Origin of the sequence: Photobacterium sp. WH24 (genome assembly GCF_019204055.1) — a bacterium.
Lineage (GTDB): Bacteria > Pseudomonadota > Gammaproteobacteria > Enterobacterales > Vibrionaceae > Photobacterium > Photobacterium arenosum.
Map to the genome: position 1 here is coordinate 23,712 of NZ_JAGSOZ010000011.1, position 18,155 is coordinate 41,866.

Below are 18,155 nucleotides of genomic sequence, written 5' to 3' on the forward strand. Positions count from 1 at the left end.
CTTTATGACCCGACACACTCAAGCCCGAATCACCATCGCCCATATCAACGATACGCACTCTCACTTTGAACCCTCTGCAATCAAACTGACTTTGCCCGAACATGTGTTAATTCAAACACCAGGCCAGTCTGTTACCGGGAATGAGCATGAGACGACTGTGTATGCCAGTTGTGGCGGGTTTGCACGGGTATTGACGGCGGTGAAAGAGGCAAGAAAGCAAGCGTATTTAAATGGCTGTGAGTTTATGTTTGTGCATGCCGGCGACTGCTTTCAGGGCACATTGTATTTTTCTCTGTTTAAAGGTGAGTCTAATGCCAGACTGCTTAATGCGATTGGCGTAGAAGCTATGGCGCTGGGCAATCATGAACTGGATATGGGTAACACGCTGGTTGCCGATTTTCTGGATCAGGTCGATTTTCCAATGCTGGCCGGTAACTGGGATCTGAGTCAGGAAGATCAATCCAAGCGTAACCCGCTGAGACCCAAGTCAAACCTGCTGGCCTATAACAATGAGACGGGTTGCGCACGTTATATGCTGAAAGACGTGCAGGGAGAACCTGTCGCGCTCTTTGGCCTGACCATTGAAAATATGGATAAAATTGCCAACCCGGACCCGGATACCTCTTTCCGGTCGGTAGTTTCCGTTGCTGAAAAGACCATTGCTGAGTTACACCGTCACGGCGTGAACAAAATCGTGCTTCTCAGTCATCTTGGCTATGAACGTGATCTTGAACTGGCTGAAAAAGTGGAAGGGATCGCCGTTATCATTGGCGGCCATACCCATACCATGCAAGGGGATTTCACCAATGTCGGATACGGCAAAAAAGACCAGTATGCCGTCAATATTAACGGTACTTGTGTGGTGCAGGCCGGTTGTAATGCACTGGCGCTGGGACAGGTTTCGATCGATTTCGCGGCTGATGGTAGTGTTGAACAGGTGTCAGGCGGTAATCAGTTGCTGCTTGGCCGTCAATTTACTCTGGATGCCACTCGCAATGAGCATTTAGACCCGGATTGCCATGAAGTGGTAAAACACTATCTTCAGCAGCAACCCAATATCACTATGTGCGCTAAGGATCCGGTTGTAGAGAATATTCTGAATCTGGATTATCGTCCTGCGGTTCGAGAGCGACAGACCAATAAAGTGGCGGAGGTTACTGAATCACTCCGTCATGTCAGAGTGCCTGATAGCCATGGTGCGAGTGCTATTGCCCCTCTGGTGGTTGAAAGTTTTGTTCATCATGGCAGACAGATGGGCTTTGAGGTTGATTTTGGCATTCACAATGCTGGTGGTGTCAGAACCTCGCTGAACCCAGGGCCTATCAGTTCTGCAGATATTGCCGGGCGCTTATTACCTTTCGCCATTGGGCTGATGGTCTATAAAGTCAGAGGCGCCAAAGTGCGTGAAGCGCTGGAAGGTGCGATAGATAATGCTGTTGATAACGGAGTTGAAGGCACGGGTACCGGCAGTTTCCCTTATACGGCCCATCTGCGTTTTACTTATCGCTGTTGCCTGCCGAAAGGTCAGCGGATAGAAAAACTGGCTTATTTCAAAGAAGGGGACTGGTTGCCTCTGGAAGACGACGCTGTTTATACCTCAGTGTCGTCCGGTTATACGGCGACAGGCAAAGAAGGCTATCAGGCGCTGCTGGACTGTGAAATGGCGCCTTTATCACTCGATTGTACAATGGCTGAAGCGTTTGAAAATTATGCGCGTTATCAGCAACAGCTTTCTGCACCGAAAGATGATCTGATCACTTACATTCCCTGTGAGTGCGAGCATGTTGATCACGAACATGGTGCGGCGTAAAGCTCAGCATCAGTTGTTGGCAACTCACCGTCAGGCCTGGCAATACGTCAGGCTTTTTTATCTGTATTTTCCATTTAATGATGCTAGCCCTTCGGTCGACTGATTACTGATAAGGTGATTAAGCAAGAGTCGGGTATGAATCGGGATTGGCTGGATGCAATTTTAATCAGTGTTTGGATTGTGGCCTGGAGTGCACTGACATACTGGGTACCAGTGTCAGGCATCTGATTAACTGAAATAAGGAAGAGGTATTCAGCAGAATACCTCTTTACGCGTCAGAAGCGTTTAAGCGAATGCGGCTTCGGAAGCCGTGTTGCCTTCACCTGTCTGCGATGACAGGTGCGCTAATCGGTAGGCAGCAAGATCTTCAATGGTTAAAACCGGCATATCATGACGCTTGCCGAATGATATTACTTCAGGCAAACGGGCCATGGTGCCATCGGGGTTGGTCAGTTCACAAAGCACGCCGAACGGCTTTTTGCCAGCTAAGCGCATGAGATCTATGGTTGCCTCTGTATGACCACGACGACCCAGCACACCTTCAGAATTTGCTTTGAGCGGAAAAACATGGCCAGGCCTGTGCAAATCTCCGGGCTGTGCGTCATCGGCAATTGCTGCTTTGATGGTGGTGACACGATCAGCGGCAGAAACGCCTGTAGTAACTCCCTTTGCAGCCTCGATGGTTACCGTAAAACCGGTTTGATTTACGCTGGTATTATTGTCGACCATCATGGGTAACGCGAGTTGCTCTACCCGATCTTGGGGTAAGCACAAGCAGACAATGCCTGAGCACTCGCGAATCATCAGTGCCATTTGCTCAGTCGTGAGCGAATCGGCGGCATAAATGATATCACCTTCGTTTTCACGATCTTCGTCGTCAACCACCAAAACACCACGACCTTCACGAATAGCGCGGATGCCGGTTTCAACGCGCTCGAAAGCGGTACCAAAAGGGGAAAGCAGAGACTGATTCATGGTATGTACTCCATTATTAACATTAACGTTACCAGAATCAGGGCGCAAAAAAACAGCGTTTCAGCCAGGCTGAAATAGCTTTACAGGTAGGTGTTAGCAGGCAAGCCACAGGCTCGCTGAACATAATGTAAAAGCAAGAAACAAATCCGCTGATTCTCTTCCATCCGGACTATAACCGTCGGCTCTGGACTCGCTGCATTCAGTAGAGAATACAGTTTCACCAGATCTGCTGACCTTCATCCACACTGAGTGTGATTACGATGAAGCGCTCGCGGGCTTCTGTCGAAAAAGGCATGACTTTATCAGCCTGTTTCTGTCAGTTACCGCCGGTGGGGAATTTCACCCCGCCCTGAGAATTCCAGTCGATAATAATGAAATCACTGCGCGAAGAGCAAGACTGTCATCACGTTAAAGGATATTTATCTGTTCAATCAGCACAACTGCTTGTTTTCTGCTCACGGAATCAGTTCACAGAGGGCGTTTGCGTTGGGTTCTTGCTGTTGAGTAAGTTGCTCATCCATTTTACCACTAACGGCATGGCATAGATTGGAAGCTGAAGTGCACCAACAAGAATGAGATAGTCTGGGCCTAATGCGGTTCCGGCGACGGTATAAGTCAGCAAGACATTCCGATTGGCGGAAGTGATGCCTGCAAGAAGACCATTCTGAACATTTTTCCGCATAAACAGCAGAAAGCCAGTAATAAAGAAGAGCAGGCATATTGCGATACCGTAACCAAAGTAAAGTAATCCTTGCTGCCATGACTGATCGACAAATGTACGAAAGTCAGCCATCAGCCCCAGCGGAAATGCCGGAACCAGCAAAATAGTTACTTGTGCAATTTTACTGTGCGTCCGCTGAAGAATGTGGGAAGGAACGTAGCGGTGACACAGGTCTGATAGCAGCATAGGACCAAAAATGAAAATAACCAGTCGCTGGAAATATGTCATCAGATCAAGACCGAAGCTGTCATGCTGGAAAAGGTAGAGATTGATACAAAGCACAACGGGCATCAGCAGCGTGGTGGCAATAGTCATCGCCATCGCGGTCATCACATCCAGCCCAACTGAGCGTGCTATGGCTGGTGTGGCAAATAATGATCCGGTTGCCGCAACCGCTGAAATAGCCAGGATCAGTGACGCGGAAGCCCCCAACACAGAGGCAATGAAGGTTGAGAGTATTGACAGCAATGCGGCATGATAAAAGGCGTATACCCAGATTTTAGGCTGAAATAAAAGGCTGATTAAGGCGTTTTGTTTCATCCCAATCAAAGTAAACAACATTAAAAAGAAAAGAATGTAAGGCAAATAAGGGAAAACTGCAGTAGATATCGCTGGAAAGGAAAATCCAATGACAGCTGCAAGTAATAAAAGTATTGAAGAGTGTCTCGTAAGCAGGGATAACATCTTTAATCCTGTGTGATTGTTAATTGGTTGTGAACTTTGGTTGAGCCTAATCTGATAACACGCTATTTAGGCATTAATTGATACCATTTCGTGACAGATTATTCATCTCTTCAGCGTATATATTTTTTGCTGTCACTCAAATTGAAACCTTTACGTAACAGATTAGATTTTTTTATGGGTCATTGGAAAAAAATGTCATTTTTAGTTCAAAAATCAACCGGTTAGTATTTGTCCTGTAGAACAACATTAAACCCACCAAAAATGAGGCAATCATGGCACAGGCAATGCACTTCGACACCATCACAAATCAGGACGTCATGGAGAAGAAAGCCTATTCGCTGAACATCAAAGGATTGATTGCACACGCACTGGATATTTTGTTACCCCGTCAGCAGGTATCCGTTAAGACTTATCAGGTTTCTCATCTGCCAGTTCACTTGCAGAAAGACATTGGTCTGATTCGGTAAGCATATCACTTGCAAGACAACATAAGCGCCGGCCCTGAAGCCGGCGTTTTTTTGTTAATTTTTCTTATGTGAATATAGTGTAAGACAATGGTGGATAAAACGGAGTTAGAACATTTTCATCATAATTATCAGTTTTTAATCTGTTTGGGTTTATTTTACATAAGCATATGGCATGATAGTGTCATTAAATATATCGGAAAGGAGTGCTTTCGTGGGTTTCTGGTCAAAGCTCTTTGGAAGAGAAACGGCAGATTCGAAAACGCTTGAAGTGACACCTGAGGAATATAAAGGGTATTTCATTTACCCTGAACCTATTTCCGAAGGCGGGCAGTTTCGGATTGCTGGCAGGATTTGCAAAGAATGTGAAGGTGAGTTGAAAACACACACTTTCATACGGTCAGATTTGCTGGCAAGCAAAGCGGATGCGACAACATTTATGGTGAATAAAGCCAAGATGTTCATCGATCAGACCGGCGAAGCCATGTTCCGGTAAATTCAGTGCATTGTCTGAGGGAGTAAAGACGCTGCGCTGAAATGAATGCTTAGAGGCCGGTGCTTTTTCTCAGGGAACCGGACCCCGGTTATTGCACATTCTATTTTTTGCATAGCTGGTGGGAAACCCTGAATGTTGTTGGGAGAAAACGGCAAATCGTGGGTGTGTAGTTCATTCTCTTTCAGTTTTTTGGCTGATCAGTGAAACGGACTACAGAGCCTGAGTTTGCCCTACATTGTTGGTGTTATTAACTTCAAGTAAGTCAAAAACATCCGTTGTTTAATCTCAAGTAAAGAGTGTTGTATTGGTTCCATTCTCAGCCGTTGCGATACTGGGAACTGGATACTAAATGTGTACATTTTGCTACTGTTCAGGGAATAACGATGCAGATAGGTGTGCCTAAAGAAATACTCGCGAATGAAACGCGAGTGGCTGCGACGCCGAAAACGGTCGAGCAGTTATTAAAAATGGGGTTCAGTGTTGCTGTTGAACATGACGCTGGTATTCACGCAAGTTTTGGTGACGCTGCTTTTGAAGCTGCAGGCGCTAGTGTCGTGTCTACGGAAGAAGTGTGGCAGTCAGACCTGATTTTTAAAGTGAATGCCCCCAGTGATGATGAGATTGCTCTCCTGAAAGAGGGGGCAAGCTTGGTCAGCTTTATCTGGCCGGCGCAGAATCCAGAATTGCTGAAGAAACTGTCCAGTAAAAATATCAACGTAATGGCTATGGATTCGGTGCCGCGTATCTCACGAGCACAAGCCCTGGATGCATTGAGTTCTATGGCAAACATTGCCGGTTATCGTGCTGTCGTTGAAGCTGCCCACGAATTTGGACGTTTCTTTACCGGGCAGATTACTGCTGCTGGTAAAGTACCGCCAGCAAAAGTGCTGGTTGCAGGTGCGGGGGTTGCCGGATTGGCCGCTATCGGTGCTGCGGGCAGCCTGGGTGCCATTGTTCGCGCCTTCGATGTGCGTCCTGAAGTCAAAGAGCAAGTGCAGTCTATGGGTGCTGAGTTCCTTGAAGTCGATTTCAAGGAAGATACCAGCACAGGTGATGGCTACGCGAAAGAAATGTCAGACGAATTTAACAAGGCTGCTGAGCGTTTGTACGCAGAGCAGGCGAAAGACGTTGACATCATTATTACTACTGCGCTGATTCCCGGCCGTCCGGCTCCTCGCCTGATTACCCAGGAAATGGTTGATTCCATGAAGCCCGGCAGCGTTATTGTCGACCTTGCTGCTGCCAATGGCGGAAACTGTGCCTATACCGAAGCCGATAAAGTTATCACTACACCTAACGGTGTAAAAATTATCGGTTACACCGATATGGTCAGCCGTCTGCCGAATCAGTCGTCCCAGCTTTATGCCACCAACCTGGTCAATCTGATGAAGCTGCTGTGTAAAGAAAAAGACGGCAACATAGATATCAACTTTGATGATGAAGTACTGCGCGGTTTAACTGTGGTTAAAGAAGGTGAACTCACCTGGCCGGCACCACCCATTAAAGTATCCGCTGCTCCGCAGCAAGAAAAAGCAGTTGCCGCACCTGTTACTAAAGCAGTCAAAGAGCCAATGCCGCCAGCGAGAAAGTATGGTTTGATGGCAGCAGGGGCGTTATTGTTTGGCTGGGTCGCGAATTATGCTCCTGCTGAATTCCTTTCTCACTTCACGGTTTTTGTTCTGGCCTGTGTGGTGGGCTACTACGTCGTATGGAACGTTACGCATGCATTGCACACACCTCTGATGTCAGTGACCAATGCTATATCCGGTATCATTATTGTCGGTGCCTTATTGCAGATTGGTCAGGGGGTTGGCGTTGTGTCCTTCTTTGCCTTTATTGCTGTTTTGATCGCAAGTATCAATATTTTTGGTGGCTTTACCGTCACTAAGCGGATGCTTGAAATGTTCCGTAAAGATAAGTAAGGGAGTTGTTATCAATGTCTGCAGGAATTGTTCAAGCGGCCTACATTATTGCTGCTGTCCTTTTTATAATGTCGCTGGCGGGACTCTCTAAACAGGAATCCGCAAAGTCAGGTAACTACTTTGGTATGGCAGGAATGGCCATAGCATTGATTGCGACTATTTTTGGCCCGGAATCAGCTGGAACCGGCTGGATTATTCTGGCCATGATTGTGGGTGGTGCAATTGGTATTTACTATGCCAAGAAAGTTGAAATGACTCAGATGCCAGAGCTGGTTGCTATTCTTCACAGTTTTGTGGGTATGGCAGCCGTGCTGGTCGGTTTCAATACTTTCCTTGACCATGGTGAAGCACTGACTGGGGCGATGTTAACCATTCATTTGGTTGAAATTTTTATCGGTGTCTTCATCGGTGCTGTGACCTTTACAGGCTCAGTGGTGGCTTTTGGTAAACTTCGCGGTTCAATGTCATCCAAGCCTTTGATGTTGCCTCACCGCCATAAACTGAACTTGCTGGCTGTTCTGGTTTCTCTTGTTTTACTCACAGTGTTTGTGGACCCGGATCCTTCGATATTCCCACTCATTGTTGTGACAATTATCGCTTTAGCATTCGGTTATCATTTGGTTGCATCGATCGGTGGTGCGGATATGCCGGTTGTCGTGTCAATGCTGAACTCATATTCAGGATGGGCCGCCGCAGCGGCTGGCTTTATGCTGGCCAATGATCTGCTGATTGTGACTGGTGCTTTGGTTGGCTCTTCAGGTGCGATACTGTCTTACATTATGTGTAAGGCAATGAATCGTTCATTTGTCAGTGTCATTGCAGGTGGTTTTGGTACAGATGGCTCTGTTTCTACCGGTGATGAAGAAGTGGGCGAGTACCACGAATCCTCTGCGGAAGAAGTGGCAGAGATGCTGAAAGATGCTCACTCAGTGATCATCACGCCAGGATACGGAATGGCGGTTGCACAAGCGCAATATCCGGTACATGAAATCACAGAGAAACTACGGGCAAAAGGCGTGGATGTCAGATTTGGTATCCACCCGGTTGCCGGTCGTTTGCCTGGTCACATGAATGTACTGCTGGCTGAAGCAAGAGTGCCCTACGATATTGTCCTGGAAATGGACGAGATTAATGAGGACTTCCCAGAGACAGACGTTGTACTGGTGATCGGTGCAAACGATACGGTTAACCCGGCGGCGATGGAAGATCCAGGTAGCCCGATTGCCGGTATGCCAGTTCTGGAAGTGTGGAACGCAAAACACGTTATCGTATTTAAGCGTTCAATGAATACCGGTTATGCAGGTGTTCAAAACCCACTGTTCTTCAAAGAAAACACCCAGATGCTGTTTGGCGATGCCAAAGAGAGCGTTGAGAACATTGCCCGTTTTCTGTAAGTCACACAGTAATTCACTCATTCAACGCCGCTTATTGAGCGGCGTTTTTCTTTTTCTTTCTTTTTTTGATGCCTGATGCGAAAGCTTCAACAGAAAACCGAATCACTAGGCTGTAATCTGGGGTCTGATTGACCTGTTTGGATGGCGAGAATGCCTAATCCCTTTATAGTTATCTGATCTAATGACAATTTTCTGACAATACTGAACCGGTGAATGTTAAACTTCCGCGCTATGAAAAAGTATGTGCTAATTATTTCTATTCTGTTTACAGGCTCCCTTAAAGCGGAGACGGAAAGCTTACCTGATCGTATGTCAGCGGCTCGTGCTGAATTGCTTTCCAGTAAACCTCTGGCTACATACGATTTTCGTCAGTTACAAAGTCGTTACCCAACACCGTTACTGCTGCCATCCAGTTTGTTGCCGCAATCAGCCAAGTACCCGCTATCGGCGCTGCGGCACCTTTATCAAAATGCGGAAACCTGTAAGGGCCCCTGGCCAGTTAGCCCTTTGGTAACACATCCTGTCGTTTTTACTCGCGCGATGTGTAACAGCGTTGTGTTACCAAGAGGCTGGTTTGTACGTTCAGGCTATATTCATCCAGGCGGTGGGAGCTATGCTGCGCGTTATCTGGAAAAGTTTCCAAATCGCAAAAATGAACTGGAGAGCTACTTACACATTCAGGAACGTGATTTAGCGGCGACAGGCACTGTGCTGGGACGGTTACAGCGAATGAGCAGTGAAGAAATCCGAGTGTTCATTGCCGGTGCGGAAGCCTTTATCTCCAATGGTGAGCTTTGGGTCCGGAATGGGAATGAATACCATGTCTATGATCAGCCGACCTGGGCACAGGCACTGGCAAAGCATGATCTGCACTTCACGCGTTTGGTTGCCACTGACTTCTGCTTAGTCAAAAGTGGCAACATTTGCTGGCAGGAAGAAGATAAGTCGTACCTGACGACCTATTTGCTTGCAGGATTGCTGGTTGTCAATATTGGCTTACTCATGGGCTGGGTGATGTATCGCTGGCGAATTCGCCGGCGCGCCATGCAGGAAAGAATGCTGGTTCTGCAAATCTTGACTCACGAGCTACGTACACCAATCGCAAGTCTGAGCATGACGGTGGAAGGTTTTCGTCGTCACTTTGATGCTTTGCCTGAAACCCTATATGATGAGTTCAGACGATTGACCGAAGATTCACGCCGATTAAGGCAGTTGGCTGAGGCCAGTAAGGATTACCTGCAGGCGAATCATCAAGAATTGAGTGTTCAGAATCTGGAGTCCTTTAATGAATGGATTGAATTTATTGCAGAACCTTATGATGTGACCTTGTCACTTGCGGAGGACCGTGGCGTCAAGGTCAATATGTACTGGCTTGGAACCTGTATTGATAACTTGCTGTCCAATGCTCACAAATATGGCCAAGCCCCGATTGAATTAACATCATCGTTCAAAGATGGAAAATTGATTGTCAAAGTAAAAGACCAGGGAAGTTTAGGTAGTAAGGATTGGGCCCGACTGAGAAAACCCTTTGTGAGTGAAAAGGGCTTAGGGTTGGGACTGACAATCGTTGAATCGATGATCCGTCGAATGGGTGGGCGGATGAAATTAATAGGTCCGCCAACCACTTTTATTTTGGAGATACCGTGTGAATCAAACTCTGCTACTGGTTGAAGATGACCGCAACCTTGCTGATGGTTTGCTCGAATGTTTGAAAGAAGCAGGCTATGAGTGCCTGTATGCTGACTGTGCAACCAATGTTGAAAATCTGTGGGCGCAAGCCGATCTGGTTGTTCTTGACCGCCAGCTACCGGAAGGAGACTCGCTGACTTACCTTGAAGGTTGGTTAAAGCTGAAATCGGTTCCCGTGATTCTGCTTACAGCAATGGTGTCTGTGAATGATAAGGTGATTGGGCTTGACTCAGGCGCCAAAGATTACCTGACTAAACCTTTTGCTGAAGAGGAACTGCTGGCACGTATTCGTGTTCACTTGAGAAATGGTGAGTCTGAATCGCAAAATGCGAACCTCATTGCTATTGGTGAAACGCTGATTAATCTGGAAAGCCGTGAAGTGAAGCAAAAAGGGGACTCTGTCACCCTTACTCGTACTGAATTCGAACTGCTTGTTTTCCTTGCAAAACATTCAGGCCGGGTTTTCACCCGCGACGAGCTGCTTGATCAGGTGTGGGGCTATAACCATTATCCGACAACTCGTACTGTTGACACACATATCCTGCAGCTGCGTCAAAAGCTGCCTGGCATTGAGATCGAAACGTTGCGTGGTGTTGGCTACCGGATGAAAGCGCCACAAGAATGAAATCGCTGTGGGTGACACCTGTCTTTGGGATCATGACATGTCTGTTCATGATCCCTCAGGCATCGGCTAAATGGTTTGTGGGTAAGGATCTCTACACTGTCGCGCACCAGCGTTTGCTGGAAGGGAACACAGCTGCCAGTTTCGAGACTATGGTTCAGGCCTGGCAGCAGCTTCCTTCTGAGGAGCAGCAGGCTAATCTGAATGATTTACTTGAGCTTGCCATTACAGAAGATTGCGGTTTCAGTTTGAAACAGCGAAGTCTGCCTGAGTGGTTGTCTAAAGTGGCTGTTCGACGTGAAGTGATCCAGAACCTGAACCAGGTATTACTGAGGTTGTCTGTTACGGGAATTACTCAGGCTAAGCAGCTTGAGGTCACATTTTCCCGCTGGCCAGACACTCAATTCAGCATGCCTGCGGCCTTAATTTCTGAGAATGGTCAGTTTGTCACGGAATCTCGCCGTCTAGATGAGCCCTTAGCTGCAGGCCTTTATCAGTTGAAAATTACGGCAGGCAAGGAGCGTAGCTGGAATTCCTGGGTAATACTGACCAAGCCGGATCCTAAACAGAAAATTGGCTGGAAAGACAGTAAAAACTGGCGTATTGAGCGTGAAGTCTTACCCAATTCAACGTGTCCATCGCCTGTATTGTCGATGAATTTGTTTGACTTGAACGACACAAACTGGAGCCCGATCTGGACTCAGGATGTTGATGGAAAACTACCGACAAGTTTGCCGGCGATTGATGTACCTGATGGCCGCTACTGGCTGAGTGTCGGACTGGTTGAAAGCCGCTGGCAGGGAGACATCTCTATTTTGGATATTCAACGAATAACCCGGCCTGTTGATTATCCTGATTTTTAATAGCGAAAGCAAAGTAAGAACCCGCTGGGTGATTCTGAAACGGTAGCGCAGGTTTGACCACCTGCAACCAAGACCACAGTGTCTTGGTTTATTGTTTTACATCAACCTGTCTCTTCCATAATTGTCTATTATGTCTTTTTTACTGTAAATAGTGAAAAGCACATGCAAATTGTTGATAAAGCTTCCGCGCTGAGGATCCCCCCGTTTTTACGTTTGGCGTTTCGGCCCTTTTTTCTGGCTGCTGGTCTGTTCTCCGTGATCACAATGTTGATCTGGGCGGGCTTTTGGTCCGGCTTCATGCTGTTCCCTATGTACGGAAATCCAGTGTGGTGGCACAGCCACGAAATGCTGTTTGGATTTACCGGTGCTGTGATTGTTGGATTTCTGCTGACTGCAGTACAAAACTGGACGGGTGTTCCTGGTATCAGCGGCTGGAAGCTGGGGCTGGTGTTTGCAATATGGTTGATTGCGAGAGTTGCGCTGCTTGTTATGGCTCCCCATGCAGTCTGGATGATACTTGATCTGCTTTGGCTGGCTATGGCACTCCTTTTTCTGGCGATACCTATAATCAGAAATCGCCAGTGGCGAAATGTCCTTTTTCTGCCAGTGTTGTTTCTGTTGTTGTTTCTGAATACTCGTATGCATGGAATCGTACTGGGTTGGAGCCATGTTCCGCTGAGCACTGTGGCATTGCAAACTACCTTGTTAATTGCTGTGCTGATGACTGTTATGGGGGGCCGTGTTATCCCATTTTTTACGGCGCGTGGCACACAAACTGAACCCATCACACGTATACCCTGGCGTGAATACTTAGCCTTGTGGTCCATGTGGGCTGTTTTCCTGTCATTATTACTGCTCCCGCCAGAGCACCCCTCAATGTGGTTTGGTGTCTTGTGTATGTTTGCAGCATTGGCACAAATTCCGCGTCTGGCGCGTTGGCGAACAGGCAGCACGTTTAGAATTCCATTATTGTGGATGCTTCATTTAGCCTATTACTTTACTGTTGTGGGTGTGTTTTTGTTAGGTGTCAGTCAGGTGTTTCCTCAGCAATTAGCCTACAGTATCTCACTGCATGTCATAACAGTCGGTGGTATAGGGGGCATGATACTGGCGATGGTTGTCAGGGTCTCATTAGGTCATACCGGAAGGGCACTGCAGACAGGGAAGCTGATTTTTGCTGCTTTTGTCACTTTGCTGATGGCTGTGTTAGTCAGAACGTTACTGATAGTGATGTTTCCGGGGCTGACGCAACACGCCTACATACTATCCGCATTACTGTGGGCGGTGGCCTTTGGGCTATTTTGTATTGTGTTCTGGCCGATACTCACTCAGGCTCGTGCTGACGGGCATCCGGGCTAGGGCTTTTGAATTATCAATGACAGGCTGATGAAGAGTCGTTAGAATGGCTTCCCTTTCAAGAAGTGTACAGGATTCGTTATGTTTGGTGATTCGTCAATTTCTTTAACTCACGAAGAACAGCAAGAAGCGGCAGAGCGAATTCATGAGCTGATGGCGCAAGGTATCAGCAGTGGAGAGGCGATTCAAATTGTTGCTGAACAGATTCGCCAGAGTAAAAGTGCGGATAAGAGTCAGTAACCATTACAGTCAGACTCACAAAAAGGGCTTTGCAATAACGCAAAGCCCTTTTGCTTTTCAGCGACGGTTCGCTTAATCCTGGTCGTAGATAGTCGGGATTGGTTGTCGTTTATGCTGAGTGGCGTTATAAATGCTGATCAGCTTCTCCTTCACTGAATTACTGACTGTTTTTCCTTCAAGAAAATCATCGATTTCATCGTAAGTCAGCTGTAGCGCCTCTTCGTCCGTCTTTTGGGGTGTCAGGCATTCAAGATCGGCAGTTGGCACTTTGTGAACAAGTGCTTGCGGCGCACCAAGGAAATCTGCAATTTGACGTACCTGCCGTTTGCTCAGACCAAACAGTGGTGCTAAATCGCAAGCGCCGTCGCCCCATTTGGTATAAAAGCCAGTAATATTCTCAGCCGAGTGGTCGGTCCCCAGGACAAGTCCGCCAACCAGGCCGGCGATCTCATACTGTGCCACCATACGGGTCCGCGCTTTAACATTCCCTTTAACAAAATCGACTTTGGCATCATCTTGTGGAATCACGCCGGTACCGCTCAGCGCATCCAGTGTGGCGGCATGCGTTCCATCGACGCCAGGCTTAATATTGACCGACACTGAATGAGTAGGGCGGATGAATTGTAAGGCCTGCTGGGCTTCATCTTCATCCTGTTGCTGCCCATAAGGTAAACGAACAGCGATGAACTGATAGTTTTGAGATGCGGACTCAGCATTAAGACCATCTACCGCCAGTTGAGCCAACCGGCCGCAGGTAGTGGAATCAACCCCACCACTGATGCCCAGCACTAAAGACCGGCAATGCGCTTGTTTAAGCTTGTGTTGAATGAAAGCAACGCGACGCTGAACTTCAAACTCAGCGTCTATCACTGGGAGTACCTGCATTTCTGCACGGATAAGCTGTTCCATGACATGAATCCTCTGTGCTTAGACCAATTTCTGGACATTCGATGCCGAATACTGGTGAAAGCGGTAAAATGTATTAAACCTTTTACGAAATCATGCGATAACTCTTAAGTAGGATCAATGCTGATTGAGAAAGAAATTGGTATTTTTATTTTGTTCAGAGGGGAATGAGGCAACAGAAGTATGACAAAAAAGATCGCAGTATTTGGCAGCGCATTTAATCCCCCCAGTTTAGGGCATAAATCTGTGCTGGAACGGCTATCCCATTTTGATCAAGTTTTACTGGTTCCCAGTTATTCTCATGCCTGGGGAAAAGTCATGCTTAACTATGACTCTCGTTGCACTATGGTTGCTGCTTTTATCGCAGATTTAAATTTTGCCAATTTATCTCTTTGTCGAATAGAGGAAGCAATCTCACAAAATGATAAACCAGTGACGACCTATGATGTTATGCGTTCCCTGCAAAATGAACATCAGAGCGCAGAGCTGACTTTTATTGTCGGACCAGATAATTTTTTAAATTTTTCAAACTTTTATCGGGCTAAAGACATCTTAAGTCATTGGCAGATTCTCAGCTGTCCTGAAACGCTTCCCATTCGGAGTACTGACATTCGTGATAATATTGTCAAAAACAGGCCAATTTCACATTTAACAACTCCGGGTGTGGTTAGAATAATAACGTCAGAGCATTTTTATGTTGCCAGTGATGGTTAAAAATAAACCAGTCAGTATTTCTGTCGCCTATACGTTTAAAGTCCGAAAAATTTATTAAGGGTGTTTCGTGAATCGGGTTATTCGAAAATTGCATGTTGCTCTATTGCAGATCGGGCTGTTGTCTTTTTCGTATTCTGCATTCGCTTTACCTTGCCACTTTTATAGTCAGAAACAGCTTAAAAGTTTGTCTGAAGACGACAGAGGGGCCTACTTGCTGACCTGTTTTCAACCCTTAACGGTAGGGAAAGGGGGAGCTTATTCCACTCAGGCTCTGCCCTCAGCCGGGGACAATATGCGCTGGGATGAAGCTGAAAATCACCATGAGAACGACGCATCTTTTTGGGATGACTGGCAATCTGGCTCCAGTGGTCCAATGCTGAAAGATAACTCATCGTCCGCTTTCTATGGTCTGGGCTTGTGGCTTCCCAAAAAATATGAAGGTCTGGATATCATGACGCTGCAAGATGCCAAAGAATGGGTCATGAAACACGGTGTCATGATGAGTTTTGGACTGGGTTCAGAAGACGGCCAATCCACTAAATACCGAATCGATTACATGTGGCATGAAGATGAGCGGGATGGCGTCATGCTGCAGGTAGATATACCGCTTAAGTAACAATCGCTTTTTATACTCGCCCGGTTATCTGTAACCAGCTACCTGTACCAGGTAGCTGGGTGTTTTTTGTGAAGCTAAGCCGAAGCTTTAGAATGGGTAGTTAGCAAGAGTTTGACCAAGTGCTTGTAAATGGTCTAATTGGCACTCAAGTTCGCTGGCTATTTGCTCTGCATTTCTTCCGGAACGGGAGAGTCTGATAGCTTCACGGACGACAAGACAGGCTTCAAGTTCACGTACGCTCATCCCCAGAATGGCTTCGATTGATGATAGGTCTTCATCAGAAGCGGGTGAGCGCCTTTGAAGCAAGTTTCTCAGTACAGATTGCTGTTTGTCAGTAAGAGTAGGGCAAAGTTGCTGCGTAACAGGTGAAAACTTCGCCGTTTGATCAACTATGACTGCGAGTATCCGTCCTATAGGGCTATGATTGGTTTGAGACTGCTCTTTAGTTTGGCTCAGCTCTTGCAGTAAAGCGTCCAGAAGTGGTGTTACAGTCACAAAGCCTGCTTGCTGACACAGCGGTTGCTGGAGGCGGGCAGAGAAATGAATCATGCTATAGCGACAGCCCGGTAATACGGTTAAAGCATGAAGACACTCAAAGGGTACCCAAAATCCGCTACCCGCGGTTAATGCGAATTCATGTTTGCCCAGCCGTAACAGAGCGACGCCTGCATTGACGGTAATCAGGTATGCGGTAACATTTTTTCTGCGAGCGCCCACGGCCAGCAGGGACTGTTCAGCCTTTGTATATTCAATTGCCTGGTTCATGTTGTTCCTCTGAGTCAAAGCCCGCACATAGTGTTCGGTTTTACCTTCGGGGTCAAGATGGTCTGAGTCGGGCTCAGTAGGAAGAAAGTTTGTTGGTCAGACCTCCAACCATTAAACTGTTTGGGGCCGATCATTGGGTAATCAATCAAATCTGCGTAGAATGGCGCGATTTTAAAATTAGATGAAGCAACATAGTGCAAACAAATAACGATATTTATAAAGATATACGCCCCTACAATGACGATGAAGTCAGTGGGGCGATTCAACGCTTAATCAATGATGACGAATTCATCAACGCTATCCTCAACTACCGGTTTGCACAGCTATCTGGTGTGTTTGGCTGGCTGTTGCGCCCATTGATTAAACGCTTTCTTGTCCGTAAATGGTCAAGTGTTAAGACAGTAGAAGACGTTCAGCTGCAAGTGGCCAAGTATATGGCTGCGACGATTGAACACTCTTGTGACGGCGTCACCCATTCTGGGTTAGACAAACTGGATCCTAATAAAGCGTATCTGTTCATCTCCAATCACAGAGATATCGCCATGGATCCGGCAATGGTGAACTGGTGTCTTTACCACAATAACCTGAACACAGTCCGTATCGCTATTGGCGACAATCTTCTGAAGAAGCCCTGTGCGACAGAACTGATGCGTTTAAACAAAAGCTTTATTGTGAAACGTTCAGTGAAAGCGCCGCGTGAAATGATGAAAGCACTGGGTCTGCTGTCAGATTATATTGCCAATTCTATCGAAACTGGTCACTCGATCTGGATTGCTCAGAAAGAAGGGCGTGCAAAAGACGGAAACGATAAGACTGATCCAGCGTTGCTGAAAATGTTTTACATGGAAGGACGCAAACGGAAACTGTCTTTTGCCGAATTCATGACTCAGCTTAATATTGTGCCTGTGGCCATTTCTTATGAGAATGATCCCTGCGATTTAGCTAAGGCAAACGAACTGAATGCCAAGCAGACAACGGGTAGCTATGAGAAAGGCGAGTTTGAAGATATCGAAAGCATTGTACAGGGTATAGTCGGAGAAAAACGACGTGTTCATGTGAGCTTTGGCGATGTGATAGAGCAACCGTTTGAAACCCCAGAGCAACTGGCTGATGAAATCGACCGTCAGATAACGGGTATTTACCACTTGTTCCCTGCAAATTATATTGCTGCCGGTATTAAAGACGACTCAGTCACCGAAAGTGAAGTAGCGAAGTTTAACAGCAAGCTGGTTTCTCAACCGGAAGGCGTGGCAGACATCATCAAGAAAATGTATGCATTCCCGGCGTTGAAAAAACAGGGATAAATTCACCTCTTTTTCTGTATGGAGCTGTGGTTCAGAACTTGCCGTCCTCATTAGAGGCATTTAATGTTCTGACCACAGTCTCTGGCGAAATGACTTCAACCCGGCTGTTCGACCCGGATGTTGCCGGATCGCCGTTGCCTTGGGCAACAACCTGTATGCGTTCTTCTTCAATCCCAAATACAGATGCAATATAAATGGCTACACTGAACGCCCGTTCATACGATAACGCCATATTATCTTCTTCGTTCTCACTCTCTGAACTGTGACCAATGATGATTACGTTACTGTCAGGATGCTGCCTGAGTCTGACTGCAATGGGATCGATTTTCAGCTGTTCGCGTTGCGGAATTTCAAAGCTGCCTTTGTCAAAAAAGACGGTGTCACTGACTTCAGGAATTTCTGTAAGGATTGCTTTTGGTGGTGGTGGCGGTTCTGCAACCTCTTCAACCGTTGCCGGCGTACTGGTTACTGCCGGAGACGGTTCAGTTTCTTCCTGAGTGGCACAGCCAGCCATGATCAGTACCCCTGATAAAAGTATGATGTGAAAAGGTTTTTCTCGAATGTAGGCTGAAAGAGTTAACATGGCTGCTCACCTGTAAGAACTACCTATAGGT

18 protein-coding genes and 1 riboswitch are annotated in these 18,155 nt (G+C 46.8%); of the genes, 13 read left to right on the forward strand and 5 right to left on the reverse strand.

The genetic code is table 11. From position 1 onward, the window contains the following. Window positions 1–4: 4 nt before the first annotated feature. On the forward strand, window positions 5–1,810 hold the full coding sequence (locus tag KCG43_RS14080) for a bifunctional UDP-sugar hydrolase/5'-nucleotidase (protein WP_218385704.1): 1,806 nt from the start codon (window positions 5–7) through the stop codon (window positions 1,808–1,810). A gap of 285 nt (window positions 1,811–2,095) precedes the next feature. Here the strand turns inward: KCG43_RS14080 and ribB are convergent, their stop codons facing one another. Both ribB and KCG43_RS14090 read right to left on the reverse strand, forming a co-directional pair. Continuing rightward, window positions 2,096–2,785 (reverse strand): 3,4-dihydroxy-2-butanone-4-phosphate synthase, encoded by a 690-nt coding sequence (gene ribB / locus KCG43_RS14085; protein WP_218385706.1) that lies wholly within the window; start codon window positions 2,783–2,785, stop codon window positions 2,096–2,098. Between the two features lie 148 nt (window positions 2,786–2,933). Continuing rightward, a riboswitch (FMN riboswitch) is annotated at window positions 2,934–3,146 on the reverse strand. Between the two features lie 102 nt (window positions 3,147–3,248). Further along, window positions 3,249–4,190 carry a hypothetical protein gene (locus KCG43_RS14090; protein ID WP_218385708.1) on the reverse strand — a complete coding sequence of 314 codons (942 nt, stop codon included), beginning with the start codon at window positions 4,188–4,190 and terminating at the stop codon, window positions 3,249–3,251. A 272-nt stretch (window positions 4,191–4,462) separates the two neighbouring features. On the opposite strand from KCG43_RS14090, the gene KCG43_RS14095 reads away from it, so the two are divergent. From KCG43_RS14095 to KCG43_RS14135, 9 genes are all read left to right on the forward strand, one after another. Beyond that, the gene (locus KCG43_RS14095) at window positions 4,463–4,657 is read left to right on the forward strand and encodes a hypothetical protein (RefSeq protein WP_027251300.1); all 195 of its coding nucleotides are present in this window, start codon (window positions 4,463–4,465) and stop codon (window positions 4,655–4,657) included. Between the two features lie 211 nt (window positions 4,658–4,868). Beyond that, window positions 4,869–5,150 carry an HlyU family transcriptional regulator gene (locus KCG43_RS14100; protein ID WP_218385710.1) on the forward strand — a complete coding sequence of 94 codons (282 nt, stop codon included), beginning with the start codon at window positions 4,869–4,871 and terminating at the stop codon, window positions 5,148–5,150. A 383-nt stretch (window positions 5,151–5,533) separates the two neighbouring features. Continuing rightward, window positions 5,534–7,072: a Re/Si-specific NAD(P)(+) transhydrogenase subunit alpha gene (gene pntA, locus KCG43_RS14105; RefSeq protein ID WP_218385713.1), complete on the forward strand. Its 1,539-nt coding sequence runs from the start codon at window positions 5,534–5,536 to the stop codon at window positions 7,070–7,072. Window positions 7,073–7,086: 14 nt separating this feature from the next. Next, window positions 7,087–8,466, forward strand: a complete 1,380-nt coding sequence (pntB, locus tag KCG43_RS14110; protein WP_218385716.1) for a Re/Si-specific NAD(P)(+) transhydrogenase subunit beta — start codon at window positions 7,087–7,089, stop codon at window positions 8,464–8,466. A 231-nt stretch (window positions 8,467–8,697) separates the two neighbouring features. Then, on the forward strand, window positions 8,698–10,137 hold the full coding sequence (vxrA, locus tag KCG43_RS14115; RefSeq protein ID WP_218385844.1) for a sensor histidine kinase VxrA: 1,440 nt from the start codon (window positions 8,698–8,700) through the stop codon (window positions 10,135–10,137). After that, entirely contained in the window at window positions 10,112–10,780 is a 669-nt protein-coding gene (locus tag KCG43_RS14120) for a response regulator transcription factor (protein ID WP_027251305.1), read from the forward strand. Before vxrA ends, KCG43_RS14120 begins: the two co-directional genes overlap by 26 nt. Next, window positions 10,777–11,640, forward strand: coding sequence for a DUF2861 family protein (locus KCG43_RS14125; RefSeq protein WP_255558051.1), 864 nt, complete (start codon window positions 10,777–10,779; stop codon window positions 11,638–11,640). The genes KCG43_RS14120 and KCG43_RS14125 overlap by 4 nt, the downstream gene beginning before the upstream one ends. A gap of 162 nt (window positions 11,641–11,802) precedes the next feature. Then, window positions 11,803–12,999, forward strand: coding sequence for an NnrS family protein (locus tag KCG43_RS14130; protein WP_218385718.1), 1,197 nt, complete (start codon window positions 11,803–11,805; stop codon window positions 12,997–12,999). Window positions 13,000–13,077: 78 nt separating this feature from the next. Further along, entirely contained in the window at window positions 13,078–13,236 is a 159-nt protein-coding gene (locus KCG43_RS14135; RefSeq protein ID WP_081669192.1) for a YoaH family protein, read from the forward strand. 72 nt (window positions 13,237–13,308) lie between these two features. On the opposite strand, the gene nadE is transcribed toward KCG43_RS14135, so the two are convergent. Further along, complete coding sequence (gene nadE / locus KCG43_RS14140) at window positions 13,309–14,145, reverse strand: ammonia-dependent NAD(+) synthetase (RefSeq protein ID WP_192013787.1); 837 nt, start codon at window positions 14,143–14,145, stop codon at window positions 13,309–13,311. A gap of 180 nt (window positions 14,146–14,325) precedes the next feature. On the opposite strand from nadE, the gene KCG43_RS14145 reads away from it, so the two are divergent. Continuing rightward, entirely contained in the window at window positions 14,326–14,856 is a 531-nt protein-coding gene (locus KCG43_RS14145; protein WP_192013780.1) for a nicotinate-nicotinamide nucleotide adenylyltransferase, read from the forward strand. A gap of 67 nt (window positions 14,857–14,923) precedes the next feature. Further along, the gene (locus KCG43_RS14150; RefSeq protein ID WP_192013778.1) at window positions 14,924–15,472 is read left to right on the forward strand and encodes a hypothetical protein; all 549 of its coding nucleotides are present in this window, start codon (window positions 14,924–14,926) and stop codon (window positions 15,470–15,472) included. 87 nt (window positions 15,473–15,559) lie between these two features. Here KCG43_RS14150 and KCG43_RS14155 read toward each other — a convergent pair whose 3' ends face one another. Then, window positions 15,560–16,237 (reverse strand): AraC family ligand binding domain-containing protein, encoded by a 678-nt coding sequence (locus KCG43_RS14155; RefSeq protein ID WP_192013777.1) that lies wholly within the window; start codon window positions 16,235–16,237, stop codon window positions 15,560–15,562. A gap of 194 nt (window positions 16,238–16,431) precedes the next feature. Between KCG43_RS14155 and KCG43_RS14160 the strand changes: the two genes are divergently transcribed. After that, window positions 16,432–17,541, forward strand: a complete 1,110-nt coding sequence (locus tag KCG43_RS14160) for a 1-acyl-sn-glycerol-3-phosphate acyltransferase (protein ID WP_218385720.1) — start codon at window positions 16,432–16,434, stop codon at window positions 17,539–17,541. Between the two features lie 31 nt (window positions 17,542–17,572). Here KCG43_RS14160 and KCG43_RS14165 read toward each other — a convergent pair whose 3' ends face one another. Further along, entirely contained in the window at window positions 17,573–18,124 is a 552-nt protein-coding gene (locus tag KCG43_RS14165; RefSeq protein ID WP_218385722.1) for an OmpA family protein, read from the reverse strand. Window positions 18,125–18,155: the final 31 nt, after the last annotated feature.

Bases quoted from the DNA above. Each gene is read 5' to 3' on its own strand.
- KCG43_RS14080 (WP_218385704.1), top strand. From the start codon at position 5: ATGACCCGACACACTCAAGCCCGAATCACCATCGCCCATATCAACGAT.
- ribB (WP_218385706.1), bottom strand. From the start codon at position 2,785: ATGAATCAGTCTCTGCTTTCCCCTTTTGGTACCGCTTTCGAGCGCGTT.
- KCG43_RS14090 (WP_218385708.1), bottom strand. From the start codon at position 4,190: ATGTTATCCCTGCTTACGAGACACTCTTCAATACTTTTATTACTTGCA.
- KCG43_RS14095 (WP_027251300.1), top strand. From the start codon at position 4,463: ATGGCACAGGCAATGCACTTCGACACCATCACAAATCAGGACGTCATG.
- pntA (WP_218385713.1), top strand. From the start codon at position 5,534: ATGCAGATAGGTGTGCCTAAAGAAATACTCGCGAATGAAACGCGAGTG.
- pntB (WP_218385716.1), top strand. From the start codon at position 7,087: ATGTCTGCAGGAATTGTTCAAGCGGCCTACATTATTGCTGCTGTCCTT.
- vxrA (WP_218385844.1), top strand. From the start codon at position 8,698: ATGAAAAAGTATGTGCTAATTATTTCTATTCTGTTTACAGGCTCCCTT.
- KCG43_RS14125 (WP_255558051.1), top strand. From the start codon at position 10,777: ATGAAATCGCTGTGGGTGACACCTGTCTTTGGGATCATGACATGTCTG.
- KCG43_RS14130 (WP_218385718.1), top strand. From the start codon at position 11,803: ATGCAAATTGTTGATAAAGCTTCCGCGCTGAGGATCCCCCCGTTTTTA.
- KCG43_RS14135 (WP_081669192.1), top strand. From the start codon at position 13,078: ATGTTTGGTGATTCGTCAATTTCTTTAACTCACGAAGAACAGCAAGAA.
- nadE (WP_192013787.1), bottom strand. From the start codon at position 14,145: ATGGAACAGCTTATCCGTGCAGAAATGCAGGTACTCCCAGTGATAGAC.
- KCG43_RS14145 (WP_192013780.1), top strand. From the start codon at position 14,326: ATGACAAAAAAGATCGCAGTATTTGGCAGCGCATTTAATCCCCCCAGT.
- KCG43_RS14155 (WP_192013777.1), bottom strand. From the start codon at position 16,237: ATGAACCAGGCAATTGAATATACAAAGGCTGAACAGTCCCTGCTGGCC.
- KCG43_RS14165 (WP_218385722.1), bottom strand. From the start codon at position 18,124: ATGTTAACTCTTTCAGCCTACATTCGAGAAAAACCTTTTCACATCATA.